The organism is Rhizobacter sp. OV335, assembly GCF_900142965.1.
In the GTDB taxonomy this organism is placed as follows: domain Bacteria; phylum Pseudomonadota; class Gammaproteobacteria; order Burkholderiales; family Burkholderiaceae_C; genus Rhizobacter.
Genome location: NZ_FRCQ01000006.1, coordinates 36,621 through 50,146 on the forward strand (window position 1 = coordinate 36,621; position 13,526 = coordinate 50,146).

Genomic DNA, 13,526 nt, shown 5'->3' on the forward strand with positions numbered 1-13,526 from the left:
GTCCGGGTAAACCCTCGATCTGGCGGCGGGGTTGTCACCGCCTGCAACCGCCGCGTCAGCGCGGTGCCAGTTGCAGCGTGCCGCCGGGCCCGGGCGTGGCAGCGATCGCGTCGTAGCCCGGCAACTGCGGGTGCGGTGTTGCGATTGGATGCGTGTGCGTGGCCGTGATCACGACGATCGCCGCGCCCGCCGCCTCGGCCGCCGCGATGCCGGCCGGCGCGTCCTCGAAGACGAGGCAGGCCTCTGCCGCCACGCCCAGGCGCTGCGCCGCGAGCCGGAAGCAGTCGGGTGCCGGCTTGCCGTTCACCACGTCGTCGGCGGTCACGATCACCGCCGGCAGCGGCAGGCCGGCCGCCGCGATGCGGCGCAGCGCGAGCGCGCGCGGCGCCGACGTGACGATGGCCCAGCGATCGGCCGGCAACGCGGCCAGGAAGGCCGCAGCACCGGGGATCGCCTCGATGCCAGCCACGTCGTCGATCTCCAGCCGCGTGATCTCGTCGGCCTCGGCCTGCGCGTCGATGCCGGGCAGCGCGAGCTGGCGGATCGTCTCCACCGCGCGCCGGCCGTGGATGGTCGGCAGGAAGGCGGCCAGGTCGAGGCCATGGCGCCTGGCCCAGGCCGACCAGACCCGCTCGGCGGCCGCGATCGAGCTGAGGATCGTGCCGTCCATGTCGAACAGGAAGGCGGCGAAGGGGCGGTCGGCGTACGGCGGGGGAATGGGGGCCATGGGGCACGCTGGGGGCGGTGGAAGGGCCCCCAGGGTAACGTGGCTTCAGCCCCCCAGCGCCCGCGCCACCAACGCCTGCTGCTGCCGGTGATGCACCGCCTGCGACGACACCGCGCCCGCCGCCGTCACCGCGCGCGACACCTCGCTCAGCACTGCGCCGGACGGGCAGGCGTCGGCCAGGTCGTCGCGCACGAAGGCCCAGGCGCCCTGGTTGCGCGTCTCCTCCTGCGCCCACACCAGCTCGCGCAATTGCGGGTAGCGCTGCAGCACCGCGCCCAGCTCGGCCTGCGGGAACGGGTACAGCTGCTCGAGCCGCACGATCGCGACATCGCTGCGCCCCTGCGCCACGCGAGCGCAGTGCAGGTCGTAGAACAGCTTGCCGCTGCAGAGGACGACGCGCGTCACCTGCGAGGCATCGGCCACCGCGTCATCGCCCAGCACCGGCTCGAAGCCACCAGCCAGCAGCTCGCCCACCGTCGAATGCGAGGCCGACTCGCCGTACAGCACCGCCTTCGGCGTCATCACGACCAGCGGCTTGCTCACCGCGTCGAGCGCCTGCCGGCGCAGCAGGTGGAACCACTGCGCCGCGGTCGACGGAAAGGCAACCCGCAGGTTGTCGCCGCCGCACAGCTGCAGGAAGCGGCCGACGAAGGCGTTCGAATGCTCCGGCCCGACGCCTTCGTAGCCGTGCGGCAGCAGCAACGCGAGTGCCGAGCGGCAGCCCCACTTCGCTTCGCCGGCGCTGATGTACTGGTCGACGAACACCTGCGCGCCGTTGACGAAGTCGCCGAACTGCGCCTCCCAGATCGTCAGGCCGCGGCCTTTGCTGCCACTGCGTTGTGCGCCGATCTCCACGCTGTAGCCGTATTCGAAGCCGAGCACCGCCTCTTCCGACAGCACCGAGTTGAGGATGTCGAAGCGCGCACCGCCGGCCTCGACCTGCCGCAGCGGCGTGAACGCCCCGGCCCCCGTCGCCCCCTGGTTGTGCCAGACGCCCTGGCGGTGCATGAAGGTGCCGCGGCCCACGTCCAGGCCCGACACGCGCACGTCGGTGCCGGCGCCGAGCAGCGAGGCGTAGGCCATGTTCTCGGCAAAGCACCAGTCGATGCGCGCGGCGTCGTTGCCCGCTGCATGCGACCACTGCTGCATCAGCGTGTGGATCACCGGGTGCGGCTGGAAGCCGCCCGGCAGCGTGGTCATCGCGGCCACCGCCGCCTGCAGGCGCTCGCGCGACCAGGCGGCGTGCGGCGGTGCTGCGCCGGCCACTGCGGGGGCCGACGCCGTCCCGGTCCCGATCGCCGCTTCATCCACGGGCTTCCTGGCCGAGAAAGCCTCGATCGCCGCGGCACGCCCGCCGGCGATGTACGACGCCATCTCCGCCTCGCTCATCATCCCGGCGGCCACCAGCGCCGCGCCATGCACCTCGACGACCGAGGGCTTCAGCTCGGCGCGCGGGTACGTGCCGGGGCTGCTCAAGGCCGGCAGGTCGTGCTCGGAATGGCCAAGCCGGCGGTAGCCGATCAGGTCGATCACGATGTCGGTGCCGAACTGCGCGCGGTACGCCAGCGCGATCTGCGCCGCGCGCGGCAACTGCTCGGGCGCATCGGCATTCACGCGCAGCACCGGCGCGTCGACCATGCGCGTCACGTCGGTGCAGTAGCGCGCGGCCTGCGCGTCCATCGCGTTCGGTTCGCTGAAGCCGAGCTGGTTGTTGATGATCACGTGCACCAGGCCGCCGACCGCGTAGCCCGGCTTCTGCGTCACCGCGAGCGTCTCCATCACGACGCCCTGCCCCGCGAACGCGGCGTCGCCGTGCAGCACGATCGCCATCGCGTGGCCGTCACCGCCGCGCACCTGGCTCGCGCGCACCATGCCGGCCACGACCGGGTACACGCTCTGCAGGTGCGACGGGTTGTGGGCCAGCGTCAGCGCGATCTCGCCGTGCCGCGTCGCGACCGGGCGGCGACCGCCCAGGTGGTAGACGAGGTCGAGATACTGTTCCGGATCGCGCGCCTGCGGATCGAGGTAGCCCATCACCTCGGCCGCCGGCAGCCCCAGCAGGTTGACCAGCACGTTGATGCGGCCGCGGTGCGGCATGCCCATGAACACCTCGCCGACGCCGTGCGATGCGGCGCGTTCCAGCAGCGCATCGAGCAGCGGCAGCAAGGCCTCGCAGCCTTCGAGCGAGAAGCGCTTGCCATGCGGAAAGCGCCGCGCCAGGTGGTGCTCCCAGGCCTGCACCCGGATCAGGCGGTCGAGCAGCCCGGTGCCCGGCGGCGTGGCCGCCGGCGCGGCCTCCATGCGGGCCTGCAGCCACGCGCGGCGCGCGTCGTCGCGCACGGCCGAGGCATCCAGCACGAGCGGCCCGCAGTACGCGGCCTTCAGGCGCCGGTCGAGTTCGTGCACGTCGCGCGCGCCGAGCCACGGCGTGCCGTCGTGCGTCAACGCATCGCCCGGCGACAGGCCGAAGCGCTGCAGCGACAGGCCCTGCGCATCGAGCGGCCGCGACAAGCCGAGCGGGTCGAGCGCCGCATGGCGGTGCCCGTGCGCGCGGTGCGCCTCGACGAAGCGGTGGACTTCCGGCGTGAGCCGGGCCGGACGCAGCTGTGCGTCCTCGTGAAACGAAGTGGTCAACATTCCGTCCTCCCTGACAGAAACGTGATGAAGATGAACTGCACGGAACCAGCGGAGCGGGCCAGCGCTCTGGTGGCGCCTGCCGTCCGATCAACCGTCTCCTCTCACCCCCGCGCCGCGTGCGGCACGGCCTCTCACCGAATCTCCGGAACCTCAGGACCTCACAGGGCGAACGAGCGGACCACGTGGGTCAGCTGCGTCGCCTGGTCCTGCAGCGCGCGGGCCGATGCGGTGCCTTGCTCGACCATCGCGGCGTTGCGTTGCGTGGAATCGTCCATCTGCAGGATCGCGCTGTTGACCTGCTCGATGCCCATGCTCTGCTCGCGGCTCGATGCGCTGATCTCGGCCACGATCTCGCTGACGCGCTTGATGCTGCTGACGACCTGCTTCATCGTGACGCCAGCCTGCTCGACCATCTTGCTGCCTTCGTCGACCTGGTTCACCGACGCGTCGATCAGCGACTTGATTTCCTTGGCGGCGGTCGCGCTGCGCTGCGCGAGGTTGCGCACCTCGGCGGCCACCACCGCGAAACCGCGGCCCTGCTCGCCGGCCCGCGCCGCTTCCACCGCGGCGTTCAAGGCCAGGATGTTGGTCTGGAAGGCGATGCCGTCGATCACGCCGATGATGTCGGAGATCTTCTTCGACGAGGTCGAGATCGTGCTCATCGTCTCGATGACCCGGCCGACCACCTGGCCGCCCTGCGTCGCGACGGTCGAGGCCGACATCGCGGACTGGTTGGCCTGGCTCGCGTTGTCGGCGCTCAGCTTGACGGCGGAGGTCAGCTGCTCCATCGCCGACGCCGTCTCCTCGAGTGCGCTCGCCTGCTGTTCGGTGCGTGCCGACAGGTCGGTGTTGCCCTGCGACACCTCGTGCGCCGCGGTGGAGATGGTGTCGGCGCCGGTGCGCACCTCGGAGACGATGCGGTGCAGGCTGTCGACCATGTGCTGCAGCGCGGTGATCAGCCGGCCCACCTCATCCTTGCTCTGGACCCCGAGGTTGTGCGTCAGGTTGCCCGCGGCGACCGACTCGGCCAGGTCGATCGCCCGTTGGATAGGGTGGGTGATGGAGCGCGTGATGGTCCAGGCCGTCAGCACGCCCAGCAGCACGGCGAGCACCGAGGCGCCCACCATCTGCAGCTTCGCGGTGCGCGAGTTGTCCTTCGCGGTGGCCACGTCGTCGAGCATGCTCTGCGATTGCCGGGCCACCATCTTGTCGATCAGCGCGTAGTAGCGCTGCTGCGGGGCGGCCATCTCGTCCTGGTAGACGACCATCGCGTCGTCGCGCTTGCCGGCGGCCATCAGGTCGAAGACCTTGCGCACGACCACGCCGTACTCCTTGCGCGCCTTCGATTGCTCCTCGAATTGCGCCTTGTCTTCGGCGGTGTGGAGCATGGTCTCGAAGTCGGCGAGGTTCTTGGTGTTCGCCGCACGGATCGAGGCGTACTCGTCCATGTACTTCTTCAATTGCTCGGGCTGGGTGGACAGCAGGATGCGGCCGATCGTCACGGCGCCGTGGTCGCCCATGGTCTTGATCTTGTTGGCCAGCGCGATCTGCGCATAGCGGTCGTCGACCACGCTGTCCATGACCGAACTCAATCCGTTGAGGACCGAGGTGGCCACGCCGAGGATCACCAGCAGCAGCGCGATGACGACCGAGAAGGCCAGCGCGAGACGCGAACCGATCTTGAGGTTCGACAGATTCATTTTTACTCCCGGAACATTGCGTTCAATGTCTCAATGGTGTGGAAACGTTTGCTTTTCGACAAGAGCGACTTTTGGTCGCCCTTCACGAATTGCTTCAGATTTGCATTGCGGTGCAATTCCCGTGAATTGCGTCCCAGTTATCGGCAACGCAGGCGCAGGCCTGAGTCGATTTCAGAGCGTTTCAGGACAATTCAGCCGCAATTTCAGCCCGGCCTGCGCCGCATCGGCCACAGTGCACCCATGTGCTCCGACAACGCGACGACGCCCTCGAACACCGCGGTGTTCAGGCTGTCGCTGTGGCGGCAGGGATTGCATGTCGGATGGCTCGGCGAGAACAGCACCGAATGGGCCGTGCTGGTCACCGACATCCGCCACGCCCTGCTGCTGCAGGCGTGTCCGTACAACGGGTCGGTCTACTACCAGGTGTACGGCAGCCTGCGCTATCTGGCACTCAGCCCCGACGCCTGCATCGGCTTCTACAACTGGGCGAATGCCAGCGGCTTCACGCGCGAAGGCCGGCACCTGGTGGCCGACGACACCGGGCAGAAGCTGGCGCTGCAATCCGCCGAGAGCGGCGACCTGTGCGCGTGGAACGGCTGCGGCGTGCTGGAGGTCGGCTTCGAGCCGGTGGCTGCCGGCGTCGGGGTGCGGTAGTCGGTTCGCGTCGTCAGTTCGCAGGCACGCCCACAAACAGTGCACCGGCCCGCTCGCGCGCGCGCACCGGCACGCTGCCCGCGAGCGCGACGGCGGCCGTGCTGCCGAGCAGCGTGGCGAACACCTCGCGCACGTCCTGCTCCGACGCGGCCTGCAGGCGGGCGAGCCACTCGCGGCTGTCGCGCAGCTGGCCGAAGGTGAAGACGTCCTGCACCGCTGATTCGATGCGGCGCGACGGCTGGTCGAGCGCGCGCAGCGTGCGCACCGCGATCTGGTTGCGGGCGCGCTCCAGGCCGACCGCATCGGTGCCGTCGGCATGGCGGCGCAGCAGCTGGGCGACAGCCTCGAGGAACTCGTCGGCCTGGGCCGGCGCGGTCGCCGCCTCGATGACGAACTGGCCGGACGACGGCAGGATGTCGGCCGAGCACGACGCGAAGTACGCGAGGCTGCGGCGCTCGCGGATCTCGTCGAGCAGCGGCGAGCTCATGCCCTCGCCGAGCAGCGCGGCCGCCAGCACGCTGTTGACGTGGGTGTCGTCGGCCAGCGCCGGCGCCTCGAAGCCGAGCACCGTGTGGCACTGCGCGCTGCCCGACATGCGGCGCAGCTTCAGGCCGCCGCGCCAGTCGGGGTGCGGCACGGCGTTCGGCTCGCCGCCGGGCATCGCGGCGAACGCGGATTCGACCGCGCGCACGAAGGGCTCGAACTCGACCGGCCCGGCCGCGGCGACGATGACGTTGGCCGCGGTGTACTGCTGCCGCACGTAGGACAGCAGGTCATCGCGGCTGAAGCGCTTCAGGTTGGCGCGGTTGCCGATCACCGGCTGGCCGGCCGGGTGCATGCCGTAGCAGGCGCGGTCGAACAGCTGGAAGGCCATCGCGGCGGGGTCTTCCTCGAACTCGGTGAATTCGTGCTCGATGACCTGGCGCTCGCGCTCCAGCTCGTCGGCGGGGAAGGTGCTGTGCAGCACGATGTCGGCGAGCAGGCCGACGAAGGCCGGCAGGTCGCGCGCGAGGCCCTCGATGTGGAAGGCGGTGTGGTCCTTGTCGGTGTGGGCATTGACCTCGGCGCCGAGCCGTTCGGCATCGAGGTTGATGCGCTGGCAGTCGCGCGACTGCGTGCCCTTGAAGGCCATGTGCTCGACGACGTGGCTGATGCCGTTGAGCAATCGCGATTCATGCAGGCTGCCGGTGCGGATGAAGACGCTCAGGCTGACCGTCTGCCGCCACGGCATCGGGATCGCGACGGCGCGCAGGCCGTTGGGCAGGGTGGCGAGCTGGGGGGTGGGGGCGATGGGGTTCAAGGGCGGGGCCGGTGCTGCATGTCGAAGGCCCACATCATGCATGCATCGAAAAATCCGTTCAGCCTGAGGTATCGAAGGCCCGCGCTTCGTGCACAACCCTTCGACGGACGGGCCTTCGACAGGCTCAGTCCCTGCTCAGGGCGAACGGAAACTCGCCGGTTTCGACAAGCTCAACCCGAACGGATTGATGAGCGGATCGGCAAACGGATGGGTGATCGGTTCAACCCAGATGCGCCGCCAACTGATCGAACGTGCCGCCGTAGCCCTGCTCCATCGAGGGCTGCAAGTCATCGAAGAACTGGCGCTCGGCCGCCTCCTCGCCGAACGGGCTGGCCTTCAGGTGCACGGTGGTCACGCCGCCCTGCTCCGAGAACGTCACCGCGTTCTCGATCTCCATCGGGCAGTGCTCGCTGAACGGTGCGCGCGCGATGCCGCCGTGCGCATTCGCGAACGAGTTGAGCCAGACCAGCCGTTCGCCAGCGACGATCTCGCGGTAGTTGAAGCGGCCCCACATCGTCGGGGCGCCGTCGAAATGCATCGCGTAGTGGAAAAAGCCGCCGGGCTGGAATTCGAAGCGGCGCACCTCGATCGTGCAGCCCTTCGGACCCCACCATTTCTGCAACTGCGCCCGCTCGCTCCAGGCCTTCCAGACCACCGCGCGCGGCTGGCGGAATTCACGGGTGATGACGAAGCTCGTCGAATCAGGGCTTGCGGACATGGCGCTTTCCTTTCGGTGTCGGTGTGGATGTGGTGGTGGCGGGCTGCGTGGATTGCAGCAAGGCGTCGAGCCGGTCGAAGCTGTCTTCCCACAGCGCGCGGTAAGGGGCGACCCATTGCGCCACCTCCTGCAGCCGCGCCGCCTCGAGCCGGCACGGCCGCGTCTGCGCGGCACGGCTGCGCGAGATCAGCCCGGCGCGCTCCAGCACCTTCAGGTGCTTCGAGATCGCCGGCTGCGACAGCGCGAACGGCTCCGCCAGTTCGTTCACCGTCGCCTCGCCCGAAGCCAGCCGCGCCAGCATCGCCCGGCGCGTCGGATCGGCCAGCGCGGCAAAGGTCAGGTCGAGCACATCGGAACCCATCGCGGAACCCATCGCATAGCCTTGTCTTTATATAACCTTATGGAAATATAAAGAGCACTCGCGCGCCTGTCAACCAGGCATGCGCCGGACAGATCAGCGCAGCGCGTTCGCCATCACCGACAGCGCATTGAGGCTGCGGATGGCCTCATGCACCGTGCCGCAGGCCACCGAGATCGTCTCGGCATCCTCGCGCTGCACCGTGGGCCACAGCGCGAACGCATCGGCCAGGGCCGGGGTCTGGCATTGCACGCGCAGTGTCGGCGCGGCGGGAAGCCGCCAAGGCGCGCGCGGCGCAGCCGCCACGGCCTGCACGGCCTCGCGCGAAGCCGCCTCGATCGCCGCGCGCGACTGCGCCGGCGCCAACGAGCGCCCGCTGCGCGCGCCTTCGGACCACTTGACGACGGTGCACGCCACGCCCGACAGCAGCGCCGCCACCTCGGCCGCCATCACGTCGCAGCCGCTCGCCATCAGCACCGGCACGTCGAACTCGCCGGCCAGCGCCGCATAGAGGCCGATCTCACCGAGCTCCAACCCGCCGAGCCACACGCGCGCGAACGCGAAGCTGCTCGTGGTGTGGGCCAGCACGCCACGGCTCTTCGCACGCGAATGCCAGCCGATCATCAGCACGCCGTCCACCCCTTGGTCGACGCCGGCCATCATCCCGAGCTGCCGCGGCTTGCCCTGGATCAGCTGCGCGCGCGGGTCGATCTCGTCGGCCAGCAGGTTGCCGAAATGACCGTGCGAATCGTTGACCAGCACCGTGCCGGCACCGCCTGCAAAGGCACCGCGCACCGCCGCATCGGCCTCCAGCGTCATCCAGCGCCGGGCGCGCTCGTAGTCGCCGTTGCCGGCCTGCGTCTGCTCGGGCCGCCACACACCGGCCACGCCTTCGATGTCCACGGCCACCAGGATCGTCGGGGTCTTCATCATTGCTCTCTCATGCATTCATCATCAGCGCCTGCCAGTCAGGCGCGACATCGGTCAGCGCATGGCGCCTGCGGCCGTCACGGCCGGTGACCGTGGTGGCCGCGAACAGCGCATGCACGATCGCCTGCTCGGTGGCTTCGGCCGCGGCCTGGAACACGCCGTCGAGCGCGGCCTCGTGCAGCATCGCGATGGCCGGCATCGGCTCGTCCGCGAGCTGCGGCACGCGCCATGCGGTGCTGAAGGCCAGCGCGATGTCGCCGCTGCCATGTCCGTAGTCGGAGCCGGTGCGAGCCAGCCCGGCCGCGGCGCGCCGCGCGACGCGGCCCAGCTGCCTTGCATCGAATGGCGCGTCGGTCGCGAGCAGCACGATGATCGAGCCGCGCTCCGGTCCGGCCTCAGCTTGCAAGCGCGCCTGCAACGCCGCCCCGATGCGCCGCCCGGCGATCGTCAGCGCCTCGGGCCGGCCCTGGTTCGCGAGCACCAGCGCACCGACGCTGAACTCACGCCCCTGCCACGCGACACGGCGCGATGCACTGCCGATGCCGCCCTTCAGCCCATGGCACGACATGCCACGCCCCGCGCCGACGCTGCCCTGCGCGAAGCCACCCTGCCCTGCCTCGCGCGCCGCAGCCAGCGCCTGCGCCACGTGCGACTCCTGCAGCGCCAGCGTGCGCGCATCGTTCAGCCAGCCGTCATTGCACTCGAACACCAGCGGGTTCAGCGTCGGCAGGCTGCGCGCAATCTCCGCGTTGTGAGCCAGCCCGTCGCGCACCAGCGCCGTCGCCGCTGTACCCACCGCCAGCGTGCTGACGAGCGCGATCGGCGATTCGAGCGTGCCGAGTTCCTGCACCTGCATCAGCCCGACGCTCTTGCCGAAGCCGTTGATCACCGCAACGCCCGCCGGCAGCTTGTGCAGGAACAGATCACCCGGCTGCGGCAGCAACACCGTGGCGCCTGTCTGCGTGGCGCCGTCGGCCAGCGTGCAATGGCCGAGCGCCACGCCTCGCACATCGGTGATCGCATCGAGCGCCCCGGCGGGCAGCAGGCCCACGCGCGGTGCGCCGAGCGAACTCAACACCATCAGAACTTGTCCAGCTTCGGATCCAGCGCGTCGCGCAGGCCGTCGCCCAGCAGGTTGAAGGCCAGCACGGTGACGAAGATCGCGAGGCTCGGGAACAGCGCGACGTGCGGCGCGTTCAGCATGTCGGCACGCGCTTCATTCAGCATCGCGCCCCACTCCGGCGTCGGCGGCTGCGCGCCGAGGCCGAGGAACGACAGGCTGGCCGCGGTGATGATCGAGGTGCCGATGCGCATCGTCAGGTACACCACCACCGACGCCACGGTGCCGGGCAGCAGGTGGCGCAGCATGATCACTCGGTCCGACGCGCCGATCGAGCGCACCGCCTCGATGTAGGTCTGGTGCTTCAGCGACAGCACGTTGCCGCGCACCAGCCGCGCGAAGGCCGGCACGCTGAACACCGCGACCGCGAGGATCACGTTGATCATGCCGTTGCCGAGGATCGCGACGATGCCGATCGCCAGCAGGATGCCGGGGAAGGCGAACAGCACGTCGGCCATGCGCATCACGATGCGGTCCCACCAGCCCTGGTAGTAGCCGGCCAGCAGCCCGAGCAGCGTGCCGATCACCGCACCGGCCGCCACCGAGATGAAGCCGGCCGCCAGCGAGATGCGCGCACCCATCAGGATGCGGCTGAAGATGTCGCGCCCGAGCGAATCGACGCCGAACCAGTGCTTCGCCGACGGCGGGGAATTGAGCGCGTCGTAGTCGAAGAAGTTCTCGGCGTCGAAGGGCACGATCCACGGCGCGAGCGCCGCCACCAGCACCAGCAGCAGCACGAACGCGCCGGCCACCAGCGCGACCTTCTGGCGCTTGAACTTGCGCCAGAACTCGGAGGCCGGCGTGCGCACCGCACCGGCGGAGACGGGGGTCGCAGGGACGGGGGTGGGTGTGTTCACTGGAATCGGATGGTCGGGTTGATCACGGCGTACAGCACGTCGACCAGCAGGTTGATCAGGATGAACTCGAGCGAGAACAGCAGCACCAGCGCCTGGATCAGCGGGTAGTCGCGCATCTCGACCGCGTCGACCAGCAGCCGGCCCATGCCGGGCCAGTTGAAGACGACCTCGACGACGATCGAGCCGCCCAGCAGGAAGCCGAACTGCAGCCCCATCATCGTGACGACCGGGATCAGCGCGTTGCGCAAGCCATGCTTGAACACCACCGGCAGCTCGCCCAGGCCCTTGGCGCGCGCGGTGCGCACGTAGTCTTCCTTCAGGATGTCGATGAACGAGCTGCGCGTGAAGCGCGCCATCACCGCGGCCACGCCGGCGCCGAGCGTCAGCGACGGCAGGATGTAGTGGCGCCAGGTGTCGGCGCCGACCGTCGGCAGCCAGCCGAGCTGCACCGAGAACAGCTGCATCAGCACCATGCCGAGCGCGAACGACGGGAACGAGATGCCCGAGATCGCGAGCGTCATGCCGAGCCGGTCAGGCCAGCGGTTGCGCCACACGGCCGAGGCCACGCCGAGCACCAGCCCGAGCAGCACCGACCAGCCCATCGCCGCGAGGGTCAGGAAGAAGGTCGGCGCGAAGCGCTCGGCGATCTCGGTCGACACCGGCCGCTTGCTGCGGATCGACAGCCCGAAGTCGCCCTGCAGCGCATGGCTGAAGAAGCGCACGAACTGCTGCGGCAGCGGCAGGTCGAGGCCGAGGTCGCGCCGCACCAGCTCGACCGTCTCGGGGCCGGCATCGACGCCCGCCGCCAGCCGCGCCGGATCGCCCGGCAGCAGGTGCACGAACGCGAACACCAGCACCGCGACGATCAGCAGCGTCGGCAACAGCCCCAGCAGGCGCTTGAGAAGGTAGACAGCCATGGCCGGTGTTCGATTCAGCCGATCACTTCAGCTCGACATCGTCGAAGTTGAAGCTGCCGTCCGGAATGACGTAGAAGCCCGCCAAGTTGCGCGCCCGCACCGACACCAGCCGCTCGGTCACCAGGAACGCCCAGGGTGCGTCCTTCCAGATCTGCTTCTGCGCTTCGGTGTAGAGCTTCGCCTTCTCGGCCTTGTCGGTCGTCACCAGCGACTTCGCGATCGCGTCGTCGACCACCGCGTTCTTGTAGTACGCGGTGTTGAACAGCTTCGGCGGGAACGACTCGGACGACAGCAGCGGGCGCAGCGCCCAGTCGGCCTCGCCGGTCGACGACGACCAGCCGACGTAATACATGCGCACCGGCGCGGTCGCCGGGTCCTGCGCGCTCTCGACGCGCTCGACGCGCTGGCCGGCTTCGAGCGCCTGCACCTGCAGCTTGATCCCCACCTGGCCCAGCTGCTGCTGCACGAACTGGATCACCTTCTGCGCCGTCGTGTGGTTGTAGGCCGACCACAGCGTGGTCTCGAAGCCGTTCGGGTAGCCGGCTTCCTTCAGCAGCTCGCGCGCCTTGGCCGGGTTGTAGGGCCACGGCCCCAGCTTGGCGGCGTACTCCACGCCCTGCGGCAGCGCGCCCTCGGCGGGGATCGCGTAGCCGGAGAAGGCCACCTTGATCAGCGCGTCCTTGTTGATCGCGTAGTTGATCGCCTCGCGCACCTTCACGTTGTCGAACGGCTTCTGCTGCGTGTTCATCGACAGGTAGCGCTGGATGATCGACGGCGACGCGGTCACCTCCAGGCTCGGCTTCTTCGTCAGCGTCTCGACCGCTTCCGGCGGCACCGGGAACGCGAAGTGCGCTTCGTTGGTCTGCATCACCGCGGCGCGGGTGTTGTTGTCGACCACCGGCCGCCAGGTGATGCTGTCCACCTTCGGGAAGCCCTTCTTCCAGTAGCCGTCGAACTTCTCGACCTTCAGGTAGTCGGTGGCCTTCCACTCGACGAACTTGAACGGGCCGGTGCCCACCGGGTGCTGCGCGATGCCCTTGCTGCCGTACTGCGCCAGCGCCGCCGGCGAGATGATCACGCCCGACGGGTGCGCCAGCGTGTTGATGAACGGCGAGAACGGCTCCTTCAGCGTGAAGCGCACCGTGGTGGCGTCGACCGCCTCGGTCTTCACGATGTTCTTGTAGAGGTTGTAGCGCTTGAGCTTGTTGTCGGGATTGGTCACGCGGTCGAAGGTGACCTTCACCGCCTCGGCGTTGAACGGCGTGCCGTCGTGGAACTTGATGCCGCTCTTCAGCTTGACGGTGTAGACCAGGCCGTCCTTGCTGGCGGTGTGGCTCTCGGCCAGCACCGGCACCATCTTCATGTCCTTGTCGAAGCCGTACAGGCCCTGGTAGAACGACTTGGCGACCGCCTGCGACAGCGTGTCGTTGGCGTCGTACGGGTCGGTGGTCGTGAAGGTCGACGCGACGGCGACGGTGATGTCCTTCGCGGCGTGCGCGGCCAGCGCGGTGCCGCCCATGGCGAGCGCCACGGCAAATCGAGAGAGAGCGGAACGGTGTTGCGATGTCATCGATGTTCTCCTGGCTGGTACGACTTGGGGATTCAAAC

12 protein-coding genes are annotated in these 13,526 nt (G+C 69.2%); 1 reads left to right on the plus strand and 11 read right to left on the minus strand.

Annotated features, from left to right (window positions below):
• Positions 1 to 55: 55 nt before the first annotated feature.
• From BUE42_RS08400 to BUE42_RS34180, 3 genes are all read right to left on the minus strand, one after another.
• Entirely contained in the window at positions 56 to 727 is a 672-nt protein-coding gene (locus BUE42_RS08400) for an HAD-IA family hydrolase (RefSeq protein WP_073464188.1), read from the minus strand.
• Positions 728 to 772: 45 nt separating this feature from the next.
• A complete protein-coding gene (locus BUE42_RS08405; protein ID WP_073464190.1) occupies positions 773 to 3,364 on the minus strand; it encodes a 2-oxoglutarate dehydrogenase E1 component in 2,592 nt (863 codons plus the stop codon).
• Between the two features lie 158 nt (positions 3,365 to 3,522).
• Positions 3,523 to 5,064, minus strand: coding sequence for a methyl-accepting chemotaxis protein (locus BUE42_RS34180; protein ID WP_143171378.1), 1,542 nt, complete (start codon positions 5,062 to 5,064; stop codon positions 3,523 to 3,525).
• 240 nt (positions 5,065 to 5,304) lie between these two features.
• Here BUE42_RS34180 and BUE42_RS08415 point away from each other — a divergent pair, with 240 nt between their 5' ends.
• Positions 5,305 to 5,718, plus strand: a complete 414-nt coding sequence (locus BUE42_RS08415) for a hypothetical protein (protein WP_073464192.1) — start codon at positions 5,305 to 5,307, stop codon at positions 5,716 to 5,718.
• Between the two features lie 13 nt (positions 5,719 to 5,731).
• Here BUE42_RS08415 and BUE42_RS08420 read toward each other — a convergent pair whose 3' ends face one another.
• The 8 genes from BUE42_RS08420 to gsiB form a co-directional block, all read right to left on the minus strand.
• Positions 5,732 to 7,018 (minus strand): M16 family metallopeptidase, encoded by a 1,287-nt coding sequence (locus BUE42_RS08420; RefSeq protein WP_235002196.1) that lies wholly within the window; start codon positions 7,016 to 7,018, stop codon positions 5,732 to 5,734.
• Between the two features lie 220 nt (positions 7,019 to 7,238).
• The gene (locus BUE42_RS08425; RefSeq protein WP_073464194.1) at positions 7,239 to 7,736 is read right to left on the minus strand and encodes an SRPBCC family protein; all 498 of its coding nucleotides are present in this window, start codon (positions 7,734 to 7,736) and stop codon (positions 7,239 to 7,241) included.
• Positions 7,720 to 8,097, minus strand: coding sequence for an ArsR/SmtB family transcription factor (locus tag BUE42_RS08430; RefSeq protein WP_073464541.1), 378 nt, complete (start codon positions 8,095 to 8,097; stop codon positions 7,720 to 7,722). Before BUE42_RS08430 ends, BUE42_RS08425 begins: the two co-directional genes overlap by 17 nt.
• Positions 8,098 to 8,190: 93 nt before the next feature.
• A complete protein-coding gene (locus BUE42_RS08435; protein WP_073464544.1) occupies positions 8,191 to 9,024 on the minus strand; it encodes a M55 family metallopeptidase in 834 nt (277 codons plus the stop codon).
• A 10-nt stretch (positions 9,025 to 9,034) separates the two neighbouring features.
• Positions 9,035 to 10,105 (minus strand): P1 family peptidase, encoded by a 1,071-nt coding sequence (locus BUE42_RS08440; RefSeq protein WP_073464196.1) that lies wholly within the window; start codon positions 10,103 to 10,105, stop codon positions 9,035 to 9,037.
• Positions 10,105 to 11,001: a glutathione ABC transporter permease GsiD gene (gene gsiD, locus BUE42_RS08445; RefSeq protein WP_143171379.1), complete on the minus strand. Its 897-nt coding sequence runs from the start codon at positions 10,999 to 11,001 to the stop codon at positions 10,105 to 10,107. Before gsiD ends, BUE42_RS08440 begins: the two co-directional genes overlap by 1 nt.
• Positions 10,998 to 11,918, minus strand: coding sequence for a glutathione ABC transporter permease GsiC (gene gsiC / locus BUE42_RS08450; RefSeq protein ID WP_073464200.1), 921 nt, complete (start codon positions 11,916 to 11,918; stop codon positions 10,998 to 11,000). The genes gsiD and gsiC overlap by 4 nt, the downstream gene beginning before the upstream one ends.
• A gap of 22 nt (positions 11,919 to 11,940) precedes the next feature.
• Entirely contained in the window at positions 11,941 to 13,488 is a 1,548-nt protein-coding gene (gsiB, locus tag BUE42_RS08455; RefSeq protein ID WP_073464202.1) for a glutathione ABC transporter substrate-binding protein GsiB, read from the minus strand.
• Between the last annotated feature and the right edge of the window lie 38 nt (positions 13,489 to 13,526).

Excerpts from the sequence above, each read along its gene's own strand:
- gsiC (WP_073464200.1), bottom strand. The coding sequence starts at position 11,918 with ATGGCTGTCTACCTTCTCAAGCGCCTGCTGGGGCTGTTGCCGACGCTG.
- BUE42_RS08405 (WP_073464190.1), bottom strand. The coding sequence starts at position 3,364 with ATGTTGACCACTTCGTTTCACGAGGACGCACAGCTGCGTCCGGCCCGG.
- BUE42_RS08440 (WP_073464196.1), bottom strand. The coding sequence starts at position 10,105 with ATGGTGTTGAGTTCGCTCGGCGCACCGCGCGTGGGCCTGCTGCCCGCC.
- gsiB (WP_073464202.1), bottom strand. The coding sequence starts at position 13,488 with ATGACATCGCAACACCGTTCCGCTCTCTCTCGATTTGCCGTGGCGCTC.
- BUE42_RS08435 (WP_073464544.1), bottom strand. The coding sequence starts at position 9,024 with ATGAAGACCCCGACGATCCTGGTGGCCGTGGACATCGAAGGCGTGGCC.
- BUE42_RS34180 (WP_143171378.1), bottom strand. The coding sequence starts at position 5,064 with ATGAATCTGTCGAACCTCAAGATCGGTTCGCGTCTCGCGCTGGCCTTC.
- BUE42_RS08430 (WP_073464541.1), bottom strand. The coding sequence starts at position 8,097 with ATGGGTTCCGATGTGCTCGACCTGACCTTTGCCGCGCTGGCCGATCCG.
- BUE42_RS08415 (WP_073464192.1), top strand. The coding sequence starts at position 5,305 with ATGTGCTCCGACAACGCGACGACGCCCTCGAACACCGCGGTGTTCAGG.
- BUE42_RS08425 (WP_073464194.1), bottom strand. The coding sequence starts at position 7,736 with ATGTCCGCAAGCCCTGATTCGACGAGCTTCGTCATCACCCGTGAATTC.
- BUE42_RS08400 (WP_073464188.1), bottom strand. The coding sequence starts at position 727 with ATGGCCCCCATTCCCCCGCCGTACGCCGACCGCCCCTTCGCCGCCTTC.